Origin of the sequence: Flavobacterium sp. ZE23DGlu08 (assembly GCF_030505335.1) — a bacterium.
Lineage (GTDB): Bacteria > Bacteroidota > Bacteroidia > Flavobacteriales > Flavobacteriaceae > Flavobacterium > Flavobacterium algoritolerans.
In genome coordinates, this window is record NZ_CP130045.1 from 3,766,403 (window position 1) to 3,782,520 (window position 16,118).

At 38.2% G+C, this 16,118-nt stretch carries 8 protein-coding genes, 4 tRNA genes and 3 rRNA genes; 12 read left to right on the forward strand and 3 right to left on the reverse strand.

Going from position 1 to position 16,118, the window contains the following annotated elements:
- Positions 1-179 precede the first annotated feature (179 nt).
- The 3 genes from Q1W72_RS16480 to Q1W72_RS16490 all read left to right on the forward strand — a co-directional run bounded on the left by Q1W72_RS16480 (position 180) and on the right by Q1W72_RS16490 (position 4,468).
- Positions 180-995 carry a Cof-type HAD-IIB family hydrolase gene (locus Q1W72_RS16480; protein ID WP_121342119.1) on the forward strand — a complete coding sequence of 272 codons (816 nt, stop codon included), beginning with the start codon at positions 180-182 and terminating at the stop codon, positions 993-995.
- A gap of 65 nt (positions 996-1,060) precedes the next feature.
- The gene (locus Q1W72_RS16485; protein ID WP_302136528.1) at positions 1,061-3,409 is read left to right on the forward strand and encodes a prolyl oligopeptidase family serine peptidase; all 2,349 of its coding nucleotides are present in this window, start codon (positions 1,061-1,063) and stop codon (positions 3,407-3,409) included.
- Positions 3,410-3,514: 105 nt separating this feature from the next.
- Entirely contained in the window at positions 3,515-4,468 is a 954-nt protein-coding gene (locus Q1W72_RS16490) for a phosphoribosylaminoimidazolesuccinocarboxamide synthase (RefSeq protein ID WP_121342117.1), read from the forward strand.
- Between the two features lie 72 nt (positions 4,469-4,540).
- Here Q1W72_RS16490 and Q1W72_RS16495 read toward each other — a convergent pair whose 3' ends face one another.
- The 3 genes from Q1W72_RS16495 to Q1W72_RS16505 all read right to left on the reverse strand — a co-directional run bounded on the left by Q1W72_RS16495 (position 4,541) and on the right by Q1W72_RS16505 (position 6,798).
- On the reverse strand, positions 4,541-5,080 hold the full coding sequence (locus Q1W72_RS16495) for an SRPBCC family protein (RefSeq protein ID WP_302136529.1): 540 nt from the start codon (positions 5,078-5,080) through the stop codon (positions 4,541-4,543).
- 23 nt (positions 5,081-5,103) lie between these two features.
- Complete coding sequence (locus Q1W72_RS16500; RefSeq protein WP_302136531.1) at positions 5,104-5,565, reverse strand: DUF1801 domain-containing protein; 462 nt, start codon at positions 5,563-5,565, stop codon at positions 5,104-5,106.
- Between the two features lie 144 nt (positions 5,566-5,709).
- Positions 5,710-6,798: a M42 family metallopeptidase gene (locus Q1W72_RS16505; protein ID WP_099715419.1), complete on the reverse strand. Its 1,089-nt coding sequence runs from the start codon at positions 6,796-6,798 to the stop codon at positions 5,710-5,712.
- A gap of 82 nt (positions 6,799-6,880) precedes the next feature.
- Between Q1W72_RS16505 and Q1W72_RS16510 the strand changes: the two genes are divergently transcribed.
- From Q1W72_RS16510 to Q1W72_RS16550, 9 genes are all read left to right on the forward strand, one after another.
- Entirely contained in the window at positions 6,881-7,558 is a 678-nt protein-coding gene (locus tag Q1W72_RS16510) for a DUF4294 domain-containing protein (protein ID WP_302136533.1), read from the forward strand.
- Between the two features lie 1,051 nt (positions 7,559-8,609).
- Positions 8,610-10,123 (forward strand): 16S ribosomal RNA (locus Q1W72_RS16515).
- 123 nt (positions 10,124-10,246) lie between these two features.
- A tRNA-Ile gene (locus Q1W72_RS16520) sits at positions 10,247-10,320 on the forward strand.
- A 93-nt stretch (positions 10,321-10,413) separates the two neighbouring features.
- Positions 10,414-10,487, forward strand: a tRNA-Ala gene (locus Q1W72_RS16525).
- A 191-nt stretch (positions 10,488-10,678) separates the two neighbouring features.
- Positions 10,679-13,562, forward strand: a 23S ribosomal RNA gene (locus tag Q1W72_RS16530).
- A gap of 148 nt (positions 13,563-13,710) precedes the next feature.
- A 5S ribosomal RNA gene (rrf, locus tag Q1W72_RS16535) occupies positions 13,711-13,820 on the forward strand.
- Together the 16S, 23S and 5S rRNA genes with 4 tRNA genes alongside form the textbook arrangement of a ribosomal RNA operon.
- Before the next feature lie 66 nt (positions 13,821-13,886).
- Positions 13,887-13,959: transfer RNA gene (locus tag Q1W72_RS16540), tRNA-Phe, on the forward strand.
- A 6-nt stretch (positions 13,960-13,965) separates the two neighbouring features.
- A tRNA-Leu gene (locus Q1W72_RS16545) sits at positions 13,966-14,051 on the forward strand.
- A 415-nt stretch (positions 14,052-14,466) separates the two neighbouring features.
- A complete protein-coding gene (locus Q1W72_RS16550) occupies positions 14,467-16,089 on the forward strand; it encodes an amidase (protein ID WP_302136534.1) in 1,623 nt (540 codons plus the stop codon).
- Positions 16,090-16,118: the final 29 nt, after the last annotated feature.

The window sequence follows — 16,118 nt, forward strand, 5'->3', positions numbered from 1 at the left end:
AAGTTTTATGAAGCGGAAAGCGAGTTCATTTTCAATAGAAAAATGATTTGCTTTTCGCTTCACTATTTTAAAGTAAAAATGGATTTTCTTTACGGATTAAAATAAAAATCAATCGATTCCTTTTGTATCTCTTCAAAATGCAATAAATTTGGAATTAATAAAATGTCAGTCGAAAAGAAATGATTTTAAAAGAAAAAATTAAAGTAGTAATTAGTGATTTAGATGGAACTTTACTCAATTCAGATCACAAAATTTCCCAATATACCAAAACTGTTTTTCAAGAACTCCACAATCAAAATTATTTAATAATTGTAGCAACTGGCCGCCATCACTTGGATGCTATGCCTATAGTTGCAGGATTGAATGTTCCACTTTATTTAGTTACCTCAAATGGAGCACGCATCCATTCTCCTGAGAAAGAACTTCTTTTTTCTTTTAATATGGAAAGTGATGCTGTTAAATCGGTCTTGTCTTTAGATATTGACCCTGAAATTACAACAGTATTATTCAGAGAAAATGTTTGGCAAACGAATAAAAATAATGAAAAACTAAATAAATTTCAACCAGAAGTAAATTATCATCCTGAACTGGTAGATTTTGATAGTTTAGAAGATTTGAGCGCTATAAAAGTATTTTTCACACACGAAAAACATTCGAAATTAATTGAATTAAGAGATCAAATTCTAGAAAATCACACAGGGCTTTTTAGTCATGCTTTTAGTCTTCCGCTTTGTTTGGAATTTATGGACAAATCAGTAGACAAAAGTGTTGCGATTGCAAAAATTTTAGAAAAAGAAAATCTTGTTTTTCAGGAAGCTATATCTTTCGGTGATGGATATAATGATGAAAATATGCTTAAATCTTCGGGTAAAGGTTTAGTTATGGGGAATGCACCGGATAGTTTGAAAGATAAACTTTCTCATTTAGAAGTGATTTCAACTAATGATAATGAAGGAGTTGCAAAATATATAGCAGAGCAAATATTAAATAGTTAAAAGTCTTTAAATAAGTACTTTTTTAAAATGATTTTAGAATCCCTTTTTTTAATAAAAACAGTAAAATGAATAAAAAAATAATCCTTGTTATCTGTATTTTGTTTTCCATAACATTCCAAAGCCAAGCGCTAAAACTGGAAGAAATCATGAAAGGCAATGCTTTTATTGGTGCGCAACCAGAAAGTGAAAGATGGTCTTTAGATGGTCAAAAAGTTTATTTTGATTGGAATCCAAATAATGAATTGGGTACAAGTACTTATTTTTGGAAAAATGGATTATCAAAACCCGAATTAGCATCGCCAAATGAAGCTGCTTTTTCAAAATTAGATTTGAAAAAGACAACCAATCCAGATTTGTATTATTATATCGATAAAGGAAGATTATTTTCGTATTCCTTAAAAAGCAAAACCTCAAAAAAACTTTACCAACAAAGCAGTCCAATTGCTAATTTACAAATGGGCGCTGTTGCAGGAATATTGTATTTCAGACAAAATGAAAATCTTTTTCAGTTTAATACGAATGAAGGTTCTATTATTCAAATCACTAATTTCAGAAGAGGCAAAGGAGAAGATACAGCTGTTGAAAAAGAATCTTTTTTGAAAAGTCAACAAGAGGAATTATTCCAATTTGTCAGAGATCAAGAAGCGTTGAAAAAATGGAATTTAGCAAAATCGAAAACTACAAAATCTGATTTTCCAAAACCGTATTATTATGGAAAAAACACTTTTGGAAACTTAAAAGTAGATCCAAAAGGTAATTTTGCGACTTTCAGATTAATAGAAGATTCAGAACGTAAGAATGAAAAAATGGAACTTTTCATTACTGCCGATGGGTACAATCAAATTGAAGATACTAAAGAGAAAGTTTCAGTAGATAATTTGTTAGCAACCAAATTCGGAGTGTATAACATCGCCAAAGATTCTGTTTATTTCGTAAATTTTTCATCATTAAGTCATATTCAGGATGTTCCTAAATATTTTGAGTTGTATGAAAAATCAAAAACTGCAGAAAAAAAGAACAAACTAATTGTGGTTCAGGAACCTGTTTACAATGAAAATGGTTCTTATGCCATTGCCGAAATCAGAAGTCAGGATAATAAAGACCGATGGATTGTCAGTTTAAATTTAGAAAATGGAACTTTCCAGGAATTAGATTATCAACATGATGAAGCTTGGATTGGCGGACCCGGAATCCCTTCAAATTCATACGGAAGAGGAACGCTAGGATTTTTGGGCGACAATGAAACTGTTTACTTCCAATCTGAAGAAACCGGTTATTCTCATTTGTACACTTACAATTTAAAGTCAAAAAAGAAAACACAGCTGACCAAAGGAAATTGGGAAGTGCGTAACGTGAGTTTGTCAAAAGATAAAAAGTCTTTTTATTTGACCACAACGACTACGCATCCGGGAAACAGAAATTTCTATAAATTGGAAGTTTCTAATGCCGTTTTACAACCTATTTTAACTAAAGATGGCGCTCATGAAGTGAGTTTGTCTCCAGATGAAAGCACATTATTGGTGCGTTATTCGTTTAAAAATAAACCTTGGGAATTGTATGTAGCGCATAATAAAAAGAATACAAATTTAAATCAGATAACGTATTCAACATCGGAAAGTTTCAAAGGATATTCTTGGCGTGAACCGGAAGTAATTACTTTCAAAGCGCAGGATGGAACTCCTGTAAATGCCAGATTATACAAGCCACAAACTGCCAATGCAAATAAAGCTGCAATCTTGTTTGTTCATGGAGCAGGTTATTTGCAAAACGCGCATAATTATTGGAGTACATACCACAGAGAATACATGTTTCATAATTTATTGGTTGATTTGGGTTATACTGTTTTGGATATTGATTATAGAGGAAGTGATGGATACGGGCGTGATTTTAGAACAGGAATTTACCGTTTTATGGGCGGAAAAGATTTAACAGATCACATAGACGGAAAGAAATATCTAGTCGAAAATCATGGAATTGACGCGTCAAGAGTTGGTATTTATGGAGGTTCTTATGGTGGTTTCATCACGTTGATGGGAATGCTGACTACTCCTAAAGAGTTTGCTTCCGGTGCTGCTTTACGTTCTGTAACTGATTGGGCACATTACAATCATGGGTATACTGGAAACATTCTTAATTTTCCGGAAACAGATCCGGATGCCTACAAAAAAAGTTCACCAATCTATTTTGCAGATAATTTACAAGGAGATTTATTGATGCTTCACGGAATGGTAGATGACAATGTAGAGTACAAAGATATTGTTCGTTTGTCTCAGCGTTTTATCGAATTAGGGAAGAAAAAATGGAGTTTATCCAGTTTTCCTGTGGAAGCGCATGGTTTTAAAGAAACCTATTCTTGGGTTGATGAATACAGCCGAATCTTAAATTTATTCAACGATACGTTGCTTAAAAAATAACTTTAGAGATAAAAATGAAATTTAAGAGTTCTGTTCTTTGCGAAACTCTATGAAATAGTTTTAAATTTGCAGGAACAAAAAATAAACACACACACAACAATTATAATGAGCAATACAATCACAACTACAAATTTTAATTTTCCAAACCAGAAATCGGTTTACCGCGGTAAAGTAAGAGAAGTTTATAATATCAATGATGAACTTTTGGTTATGGTTGCTACAGACAGGCTTTCGGCTTTTGATGTAGTTTTACCAAAAGGAATTCCATATAAAGGTCAAATTCTAAACCAAATTGCTACTAAATTCATGGAATTGACGGAGGATATTGTTCCAAACTGGTTGATTGCAACTCCTGATCCAAATGTAGCTGTTGGTCATTTATGTGAGCCTTTTAAAGTAGAAATGGTAATCCGTGGTTATGTTTCAGGTCATGCCGCACGTGAATATGCGCTTGGCAAAAGAGAAATTTGTGGAGTGACAATGCCTGACTATTTGAAAGAAAACGATAAATTTCCTGAACCTATCATTACGCCGACTACCAAAGCGGATAATGGAGAGCACGATGCTGATATTTCTCGTGAGGATATTTTATCGAAAGGAATTGTTTCTGAAGAAGATTATGTTGTTTTAGAAAAATTCACAAGAGATTTGTTTCAAAGAGGAACTGAAATTGCTGCCAGTCGTGGTTTGATTTTGGTTGACACCAAATATGAATTCGGTAAAACCAAAGAAGGTGTAATTGTCTTGATTGACGAAATTCACACACCGGATTCTTCTCGTTATTTTTATGCTGAAGGATACCAAGAAAGACAAAATAATGGTGAAGAACAAAAGCAATTGTCAAAAGAGTTTGTTCGTCGTTGGTTAATCGAAAATGGTTTTCAAGGATTGGAAGGACAACAAATTCCAAATATGACTGACGAATACATTGAAACTGTTTCTGAAAGATACATCGAATTATACGAAAATATCTTAGGAGAGAAATTTGTAAAAGCAGATATCACCAATATAGATGAAAGAATCGAGAAAAATGTATTGGAATATCTAGCCAATAGATAATATACTTTTTGCAAATAAAAAAACCGTCTCGTTTTAAAAACGAAACGGTTTTTGTTTTTATTGAAAATACGGTTATTCTTCTAAAACTGCTTTTAGGTTATTCAATCCATCTTGCAAATCTTTTCCAAGCATTTCTTCCATATTCATTATCGGCAACATTAAATTCATTGGATAAGGCATTTTTCCATCAAAACCCCATTTTACTTTGGTTTGATTTGTCGAAACTGCTTCGGTTATCATGTAGGCATTATCGGTGGATTCAAACGGAACTTTGAAACGCAGTTCAAAATCGATGCGTTTGCCTTCAACAATTTTCTTGATTTCCTGTTCGCCAACACCTACATTTTTATCTTTGCTATCCCAACCCGTAATAGCACCAACGGTTCCGTCAGTTCCTGTGAATGTTTTCTTCATTGCAGGATCTTTTGAAGACCAAACGCTAAAATTATCTTGATTTTTTAAATATTTTATATAGTTGAAAACACTGTCCTTGGGCTTGTTGATTGTAATTTCTCTTTCTACTGCATATTCTTTTGGCAGAAATAAAGCAATTAATAATGCCAAAACAATGATTCCAAATAATCCTAAAAGAATTTTTTTGATGATGTTCATGATTTTTAATTTTAAATTAATGGTTATTTTGATTTTATAATTTGAGATTCGTAACAAGTAATCCATTCTTGAACAGACATTTTTTGTGCGAGCTCAGCAATTAATTCAAATGGAATTTGATTTACCTTCTTAAATCGGATGCAACTTTTTCCCATGTCTAATTTTTGTGTGCTGTGTTTTGGATATTCGGTGACAAACCAATTCAGTAATTCAGGATTAGCATAAATACCCATATGATATACCGCGATGAAGTTTTTCTGGGAAGCAAAACTCATAAATGGTAACGGTAATTCAGGAGTGCAATGATAGCCATTTGGGTAAATAGAATGTGGAACAACATAACCAATCATGCCGTATGTCATTTGTTCAACAAATCCTTTTGGAATATTTTTTAGAATAGTTTCTCTAAGTTTTTTAAGAGCATCTTTTCTTTCTTCGGGGATCTCTTCTAAATAAGCGGAAACTGTGGTGGCGGTTGATTGCATTTTTAAGGATTGTTTGAGTAAAGTTAATAAAAAAACCGCAATTCATAATTTGAACTGCGGTTTTTAGCCCCGATAAAAGTGGAAATCCTTTTCCTTTTTTTTAAAGGAAAAGATTATAACGGATAGCGGGATTAGCTCCAAAAGCTATTTGAAATAAGAGAATGTTTCTTCGTTTTCTAATTTCAATAAGGTTTCGTAAATTAATTTAATCACGTTTTCAACGTCATCACGATGTACCATTTCAACCGTGGTATGCATATAACGCAACGGCAAGGATATCAAAGCCGAAGCCACGCCACCATTACTGTAAGCAAAAGCATCAGTATCTGTACCCGTAACACGTGACGAAGCCAATCTTTGGAACGGAATTTCTTTTGCCATAGCAGTTTCTAAAATTAATTCTCTCAAATTATTTTGAACAGCAGGCGCATACGTTACTACAGGACCTTTACCAATTTTTGTGTCACCTTCAATTTTCTTTTCGATCATTGGAGTAGTGGAGTCATGACAAACATCAGTAACAATAGCTACGTTTGGTTTGATGGTTTTGGTAATCATTTCGGCACCGCGAAGACCTACTTCTTCCTGAACCGAATTCGTGATATACAATCCAAAAGGAAGTTTTATTTTGTTTTCGTGCAATAAACGAGCTACTTCGGCAATCATGAACCCGCCCATACGGTTGTCAATCGCGCGACAAACAAATTTGTTATCGTTCAAAATCATGAATTCATCAGGATATGTAATTACACAACCTACATGAACACCCATTTTATCAACCTGTTCTTTTGTTTCGCAACCAATGTCAATGAATAGATTGTCAACTTTTGCTACTTCTTCCTTTCCTCTATTGCGAGTATGAATAGCCGGCCAACCAAAAACACCTTTTACAATTCCTGCCTTAGTATGAATATTGACACGTTTTGAAGGTGCAATTTGGTGATCTGAACCACCGTTTCTAATCACATAGATTAATCCATCATCAGTGATATAGTTTACATACCATGAAATTTCGTCAGCATGCCCTTCGATCACTACCTTATAAGGTGCATCCGGATTTATAATTCCAACAGCAGAACCATAAGTGTCCGTTATAAAAGTATCCACATAAGGTTTTAAATAGTCCATCCATAATTTCTGTCCACCACTTTCATATCCGGTAGGTGATGCATTATTAAGATAGTTTTCTAAAAACTCAAGCGATGACTTGTTTAATATTGATTTAGTGCTCATAAATTTATTTTTTTGCTAAATTATAAATTTGGCATTACAGTTGTGTATATAATGTATAATTTTGGCAATTAAATTTTCCTATATGAAGCTAATTAAATTTTTGTTGTTTTGTCTATTTACCACTCTGTCGGCTAATGCACAGGTAATACCTCAGGATACCACAAAGATGGGGTATGAGTTAGAAGATGACGAATCTATTCTTAATGATACGATCCAATTACCGGAAGTCTTAATATATAAGGAGAAAATGGATCCCGAAGCAAGAAAGCAATTCCTAATCCTTCAAAATCGTGTTTATAAAACCTATCCTTATGCAAAGCTGGCTTCTGAGAGACTGTCAAATCTAAATAAAGGAATGGCAAACCTTAAAACAAATAAGGAGAAAAAAAGATACTTTAAGATAGTAGAAAATTATTTGAGTGATGAGTTCGAAGCTAAACTTAAAAAGCTTTCTCGTAAACAAGGTCAAATATTGGTAAAGTTAATTCATCGCCAAACAGGTACTACAACCTATGAATTGGTGAGAAACCTTAAAAGTGGCTGGAAAGCATTTTGGTCTAATACTGCTGCAAGTATGTTTGATATTAATTTAAAAACAAAATATGCGCCTTTCGATGTTAATGAAGACTATTTGATAGAAACTATATTAGTACGGGCATTTGATTCCGGAAGATTGCAAAACCAGAATCCGGCAAAACCGGTTGATTATAGTAATCTAACTGATTCCTGGGAGTCCAGAGCTGAGAAGCTGAAAAAATAATAAAACAATTTGTGCGTTCCACCTTGAATATAAAGAAAGGCGATTCTCTTAGTGGAGAATCGCCTTTCTTTATATTATGGAGTCGGGCTATGTGCTACAAGTCCTCGTTCCGCCAAAAAAAGGCGGGACTGTGGGCTTTTCGCTTCTATCCCTAACGCGAACTTTGGATAAGTAGAGCTTTTTGTTGTTTTGATGTATATTTTGTGACCTTATATATAGGATAGAATGGGAAAGAGAAGTTTGTTACTAATGTATAGCATAAAACCATTTTATTAATCCAGAGCAGTTTTTTTGTTAGCGTACTAGTAAGGTAAGTCGTTTCCAAGGAGCAAAGTGAAGTGTTCGGCTCTAGAAAAGACAATAAAGCGATAATTCCCCAAGATTTTATAAAGAAGGTAAAGGCAGTTGAAAGTTGCCCATCCTTATTGGAATAGGTGGTTTTGATTTGAAATCACGATGACCGGAAGTTAAAAGGCAGTTTATCATAAAAAACTTTACTATTCAAGAATCATGTTTTCAGCGAGTTAAAGATTGGGTTGTAAAAACATGAAAAAAAAGGTTTAAAAAAGCTTGTAAAAGCGAATAAAGGTGCTACTTTTGCACCCGCAATGACGCAGACGTTCTTTAGAAGACTGACAAGTAAACTGGATTGAGAGAGGGAATTTATTTTCAAAAAAAGATTCAGAAAAGCTTGTGAGATTAGAAAGAGCTTATTACATTTGCACCCCGCAAAACGCGCAAAGTTCCTTGACAAACTGATAAGAAAACGGTAGTAAAACGGAGATAAAAATTTCCAAAAAAAACTTCAAAATTTTCTTGCCAGTTAAAAAAGAAGTTGTACTTTTGCACCCGCTTCGAGAAACACTTTAAGTAGTGTTGACGAAGGGAAAAACAAAGAAGAACACGTTCCTAGACATATTGAATTGACAGCCGTTTTGAAAGAGATTTCAAAACAAAAGAATGAGAGTAATAGAATCGAGAGATTTGAAAAAACCACTAGAATTTAGTCGAATAAACAAAGAGAGAAGATTTATCTGATCTCACACAATATACGATGAAGAGTTTGATCCTGGCTCAGGATGAACGCTAGCGGCAGGCTTAACACATGCAAGTCGAGGGGTATAGTTCTTCGGAACTAGAGACCGGCGCACGGGTGCGTAACGCGTATGCAATCTACCTTTCACAGAGGGATAGCCCAGAGAAATTTGGATTAATACCTCATAGTATTATAGAGTGGCATCACTTTATAATTAAAGTCACAACGGTGAAAGATGAGCATGCGTCCCATTAGCTAGTTGGTAAGGTAACGGCTTACCAAGGCAACGATGGGTAGGGGTCCTGAGAGGGAGATCCCCCACACTGGTACTGAGACACGGACCAGACTCCTACGGGAGGCAGCAGTGAGGAATATTGGACAATGGGCGCAAGCCTGATCCAGCCATGCCGCGTGCAGGATGACGGTCCTATGGATTGTAAACTGCTTTTGTACAGGAAGAAACAGTTCTACGTGTAGAACCTTGACGGTACTGTAAGAATAAGGATCGGCTAACTCCGTGCCAGCAGCCGCGGTAATACGGAGGATCCAAGCGTTATCCGGAATCATTGGGTTTAAAGGGTCCGTAGGCGGTTTAGTAAGTCAGTGGTGAAAGCCCATCGCTCAACGGTGGAACGGCCATTGATACTGCTAAACTTGAATTATTAGGAAGTAACTAGAATATGTAGTGTAGCGGTGAAATGCTTAGAGATTACATGGAATACCAATTGCGAAGGCAGGTTACTACTAATGGATTGACGCTGATGGACGAAAGCGTGGGTAGCGAACAGGATTAGATACCCTGGTAGTCCACGCCGTAAACGATGGATACTAGCTGTTGGAAGCAATTTCAGTGGCTAAGCGAAAGTGATAAGTATCCCACCTGGGGAGTACGTTCGCAAGAATGAAACTCAAAGGAATTGACGGGGGCCCGCACAAGCGGTGGAGCATGTGGTTTAATTCGATGATACGCGAGGAACCTTACCAAGGCTTAAATGTAGATTGACCGGTTTGGAAACAGACTTTTCGCAAGACAATTTACAAGGTGCTGCATGGTTGTCGTCAGCTCGTGCCGTGAGGTGTCAGGTTAAGTCCTATAACGAGCGCAACCCCTGTTGTTAGTTGCCAGCGAGTCATGTCGGGAACTCTAACGAGACTGCCAGTGCAAACTGAGAGGAAGGTGGGGATGACGTCAAATCATCACGGCCCTTACGCCTTGGGCTACACACGTGCTACAATGGCCGGTACAGAGAGCAGCCACTGGGTGACCAGGAGCGAATCTATAAAACCGGTCACAGTTCGGATCGGAGTCTGCAACTCGACTCCGTGAAGCTGGAATCGCTAGTAATCGGATATCAGCCATGATCCGGTGAATACGTTCCCGGGCCTTGTACACACCGCCCGTCAAGCCATGGAAGCTGGGGGTGCCTGAAGTCGGTGACCGCAAGGAGCTGCCTAGGGTAAAACTGGTAACTAGGGCTAAGTCGTAACAAGGTAGCCGTACCGGAAGGTGCGGCTGGAACACCTCCTTTCTAGAGCTTTAGTGTTAGCTATATGCACGCTAAAGAAAGAAGACGAAAGTTCAAGTTGGAAGCAAACCCCAACGTTTTATTACTCTTGCTGTTAGTTCAAATAATACCATTTAAGAATAAGAGTGTCTCGTAGCTCAGCTGGTTAGAGTACTACACTGATAATGTAGGGGTCGACAGTTCGAGTCTGTCCGAGACAACTATTTTAGACTTAAATAAAAGAAGAAATTCTAGAGTTGAGGAGTTATGAAATATAAATTCATAATTCATAATTCACAATTCATAATTAGATTGGGGGATTAGCTCAGCTGGCTAGAGCGCCTGCCTTGCACGCAGGAGGTCAACGGTTCGACTCCGTTATTCTCCACTATTCGAGTGAATAGTAAAGAGTAAAAAGTAATTAGTCAAAAACTAATCACTAATTACTAAGGGCTAATCACTAGAAAAAAGTTCATTGACATATTGAGATAAGAAAATAATAAAAAGTAGAAAGCATTTTTACTTGTTTATCATTAGACAAGTAAAGAAACGGTCTCGTTTTAATTAACGAGATTGGTACAATAAGCAAAATAAGGGCGTATGGGGGATGCCTTGGCTCTCAGAGGCGATGAAAGGCGTGATAAGCTGCGAAAAGTTACGGGGATTGGCACACACGATACGATCCGTAAATACCTGAATGGGGCAACCCACTATGTTGAAGACATAGTACACCGATAGGTGGGCAAACCCGCTGAACTGAAACATCTAAGTAGGCGGAGGAGAAGAAAACAAAAGTGATTCCGTAAGTAGTGGCGAGCGAACGCGGATTAGCCCAAACCAATGTTGTTACGGCAATGTTGGGGTTGTAGGACCACGTTATTTGTTGCGGATAGAATTAGAATCTACTGGAAAGTAGAGCCAAAGAAGGTGATAGCCCTGTATAAGTAATAGAAGATAACGATAGTGGTATCCTGAGTAGGGCGGGGCACGTGAAACCCTGTCTGAATTTGGCGGGACCATCCGCTAAGGCTAAATACTCCTGAGAGACCGATAGTGAACCAGTACCGTGAGGGAAAGGTGAAAAGAACCGTGAATAACGGAGTGAAATAGATCCTGAAACCATACGCTTACAAGCGGTCGGAGCCCTTTAGTGGGGTGACGGCGTGCCTTTTGCATAATGAGCCTACGAGTTAACGTTGCTGGCAAGGATAAGTGGTTAAGCCACGGATCCGTAGCGAAAGCGAGTCTGAATAGGGCGCTTTAGTCAGTAGTGTTAGACGCGAAACCGTGTGATCTACCCATGGGCAGGATGAAGCGCTGGTAACACAGTGTGGAGGTCCGAACCGGTTGACGTTGAAAAGTCTTCGGATGACCTGTGGGTAGGGGTGAAAGGCCAATCAAACTCGGAAATAGCTCGTACTCCCCGAAATGCATTTAGGTGCAGCGTTATGCGTAAAGTTATATAGAGGTAGAGCTACTGATTGGATGCGGGGGCTTCACCGCCTACCAATTCCTGACAAACTCCGAATGCTATATAATGTTTCATAACAGTGAGGGCTTGGGTGCTAAGGTCCAAGTCCGAGAGGGAAAGAACCCAGACCATCAGCTAAGGTCCCCAAATATATGTTAAGTTGAAAGAACGAGGTTTGTCTGCCCAGACAGCTAGGATGTTGGCTTGGAAGCAGCCATTCATTTAAAGAGTGCGTAACAGCTCACTAGTCGAGCGGACGAGCATGGATAATAATCGGGCATAAACATATTACCGAAGCTATGGATTTGTAATTTATTACAAGTGGTAGGGGAGCATTCTAACAGGGTAGAAGGTGTGTCGTAAGGCATGCTGGACTGGTTAGAAAAGAAAATGTAGGCATAAGTAACGATAATGCGGGCGAGAAACCCGCACACCGAAAGACTAAGGTTTCCACAGCTATGCTAATCAGCTGTGGGTTAGTCGGGACCTAAGGCGAACCCGAAAGGGACAGTCGATGGACAACGGGTTAATATTCCCGTACTAGTTATTACTGTGATGGGGTGACGGAGTGATGAAAGCGCCGCGAACTGACGGAATAGTTCGTTGAAGTACCTACCTATAAGCTGCGCAGGCAAATCCACGCGGCTTGGGGAAATACGATAGTACTCGGAGTCTTCGGACAAAGAGATAGTGCGCCTAAGGGCTTCCAAGAAAAACCTCTAAACTTCAGGTAATAAGTACCCGTACCGCAAACCGACACAGGTAGTCGAGGAGAGAATCCTAAGGTGCTCGAGAGATTCATGGCTAAGGAATTAGGCAAAATAGACCCGTAACTTCGGGAGAAGGGTCGCCAGCAGCAATGCTGGCCGCAGTGAAGAGGTCCAGGCGACTGTTTATCAAAAACACAGGGCTCTGCAAAATCGTAAGATGAAGTATAGGGCCTGACACCTGCCCGGTGCTGGAAGGTTAAGAGGAGATGTTATCTTCGGAGAAGCATTGAATTGAAGCCCCAGTAAACGGCGGCCGTAACTATAACGGTCCTAAGGTAGCGAAATTCCTTGTCGGGTAAGTTCCGACCTGCACGAATGGTGTAACGATCTGGACACTGTCTCAGCCATGAGCTCGGTGAAATTGTAGTAGCGGTGAAGATGCCGCTTACCCGCAGTGGGACGAAAAGACCCTGTGCACCTTTACTATAGCTTAGTATTGACCTTGGATAAATGATGTGTAGGATAGGTTGGAGACTGTGAAGTGGCGTCGCTAGGCGTTGTGGAGTCATTGTTGAAATACAACCCTTTGTTTATCTGAGGCCTAACCCCGCTTTGCGGGGGACATTGCTTGGTGGGTAGTTTGACTGGGGTGGTCGCCTCCAAAAGAGTAACGGAGGCTTCTAAAGGTTCCCTCAGTACGCTTGGTAACCGTGCGTAGAGTGCAATGGCATAAGGGAGCTTGACTGAGAGACATACAGGTCGATCAGGTACGAAAGTAGAGCATAGTGATCCGGTGGTTCCGCATGGAAGGGCCATCGCTCAAAGGATAAAAGGTACGCCGGGGATAACAGGCTGATCTCCCCCAAGAGCTCATATCGACGGGGGGGTTTGGCACCTCGATGTCGGCTCGTCACATCCTGGGGCTGGAGAAGGTCCCAAGGGTTGGGCTGTTCGCCCATTAAAGTGGCACGCGAGCTGGGTTCAGAACGTCGTGAGACAGTTCGGTCTCTATCTACTGTGGGCGCAAGAAATTTGAGTGGATCTGATTCTAGTACGAGAGGACCGAATTGGACAAACCTCTAGTGTATCTGTTGTCACGCCAGTGGCATCGCAGAGTAGCTACGTTTGGAAGGGATAAGCGCTGAAAGCATATAAGCGCGAAACCCACCACAAGATGAGATTTCTTTTAAGGGTCGTGGGAGATGACCACGTTGATAGGCTATAGATGTAAAGGCAGTAATGTCATAGTCGAGTAGTACTAATAACCCGTAAGCTTATGTACGCTTTTCTCCCGTCTTTCGGGACGGGAGAAGAAACTTTCTAATACTTTTTATTTTCTTTATCTCAGTATGTTAAGATATTATGTAATTAATTATCAATGATAAATTGTTAATTGTTACAAATAATTGCCCAAAGCAATTATAACCTCTTAAGGTGGTTATTGCGGCGGGGCTCACCTCTTCCCATCCCGAACAGAGTAGTTAAGCCCGCCTGCGCAGATGGTACTGCAGTTATGTGGGAGAGTATGTCGTCGCCTTTCTTTGAAGACCCTGTTCTAACGAACGGGGTTTTTTATTCATACTTTTCATTATAAGAAAAGTATATTGGTACCTTAGCTCAGATGGTAGAGCAATGGACTGAAAATCCATGTGTCCCTGGTTCGATCCCTGGAGGTACCACAAAATGCTCGGATGGTGAAATTGGTAGACACGCTGGACTTAAAATCCAGTGAACAGCAATGTTCGTGCGGGTTCAAGTCCCGCTCTGAGTACAAGAACTTCAATTGGCTAACGCTGACTGAAGTTTTTTTTGTTTTAAAAATAAAGAATTCTCATCATTTATTTATTTTTTGTATTATAATTCATTTAATGACAGTTATATTTTACAAATGTTAACTCGAAGCGTACTGCATTAGTGTGATTAACATTTTTGAAAAGCAATGTTTATTGAAAGGATGAGTATTTAATATTTTCATCTTTGATGAAGATAAATACTTCTCATATAATGCTGTTTTTAGAAGTAATAAAGTTTAGTTTATAATTAACGGTTCATTTTAGATATTTAAGAAGTTGTTGATAAATTATTAAACTTTAACGTTTGTTCCACTTAATAGTTTATTGCATTTGGTGAAAAAAAAGTACTTTAGTTAATTGTTTAATAAATCGTTATCCAAAAACAATTAATCTATGAAAAGAAGATCTTTTTTAACTACTGCAACTTTAGCGTCTGCAGGTCTTACCACACTTTTGATTACAGGCTGTACTTCTGGCACTAAAAAGGAAGAAGATTCAGTATCAGTTGAAGATTCCAATACGATCTTTGAATTGGATGAAGAAACCATCGGCAGTTTAAGAGAAAAATTAGCTTCTGGAAAATATACTTCGGAGCAATTAGTACAATTATATTTAAAACGTATTGAAGCTATTGATAAAAATGGACCTCAATTGAATTCTGTTATCGAAGTCAATCCTGACGCAGTTGCTATTGCAGTTGCTATGGATAAAGAGTTGAAAGCTGGTAAAAGCAGAGGACCTTTACATGGAATCCCCGTTTTAATAAAAGACAATATAGACACAGCAGATAAAATGCAAACCACTGCAGGATCTTTAGCAATGGCTGGAAATATTGCTTCAAAAGATGCTTTTGTAGTTAAAAAACTGAGAGAGGCCGGAGCAATAATCATTGGGAAAACAAATTTAAGCGAATGGGCAAATTTTCGTTCAACACAATCGTGTTCCGGATGGAGTAGCAGAGGCGGTCAGACTAAAAATCCATATATCTTAGATCATAATCCATGTGGTTCCAGTGCGGGTTCTGGAGTAGCAGTATCAGCTAATCTTTGTGTAGTTGCAGTTGGAACCGAAACGGATGGCTCTATTGTTTGTCCGGCTTCGGTAAATGGAATTGTAGGCATTAAACCAACTGTAGGTTTGGTTAGTCGATCTGGAATTATTCCAATTTCAAAAACACAAGATACAGCTGGTCCTATGGCGAGAACTGTAACCGATGCCGCTATTTTATTAGGCGCAATGGCAGCTGTTGACCAAGATGAAGCTGTAACGCTTGAAAGCAAAGGAAAAGCTCAAAAGGATTATACCACTTTTTTAGATGTAAATGCATTGAAAGGCAAGCGCATTGGGATTGAGAAAAAGCCACAAGGAAATAATAAATATATTAATGCACTTTTAGACGATGCCATTAAACTTCTAAAAAAGCAAGGTGCTGTCGTTATCGAAATTGACTATTTGGATAAAATTAATGCTTTGGGTCAAGCCGAATTTGAAATTTTACAGTACGAATTTAAAGACGGATTGAACAATTATTTGGCTACAGCCAATGCAAAAGTAAAAAATTTAAAAGAGGTCATTGATTTTAATACTGCTAATGAAGATAAAGCAATGCCTTATTTTAAACAAGAAACATTAGAGAGTTCTAACCTTAAAAAAGGATTGGATGATAAAAAATATGTAGATGCATTAACTGTAAGTTTTGAAGGAAGTAAAGGTGTTTTAGATACTGTTTTTAAAGAAAATAAGTTAGATGCCATTTGTGGAATAACGATGGGACCTGCTTGTAGTATTGATGTTATTTACGGGGATCGTTGGGGAGGATATTCTCTGACTTCTCCTGCTGCAGCAAGTGGATATCCACATATTACGGTTCCTAATGGGATGGTTTATGATCTTCCTGTTGGTTTATCTTTTTTTGGAACTCCCTATACTGAGGGACAATTAATAGGATTGGGTTATGCTTATGAGCAAGCTTCTAAAAAGCGCTTAAAACCAGCTTTGAAACCTTCTTTTTTGTAATAAAATAGATTTAAAAAATATTTAAAAGG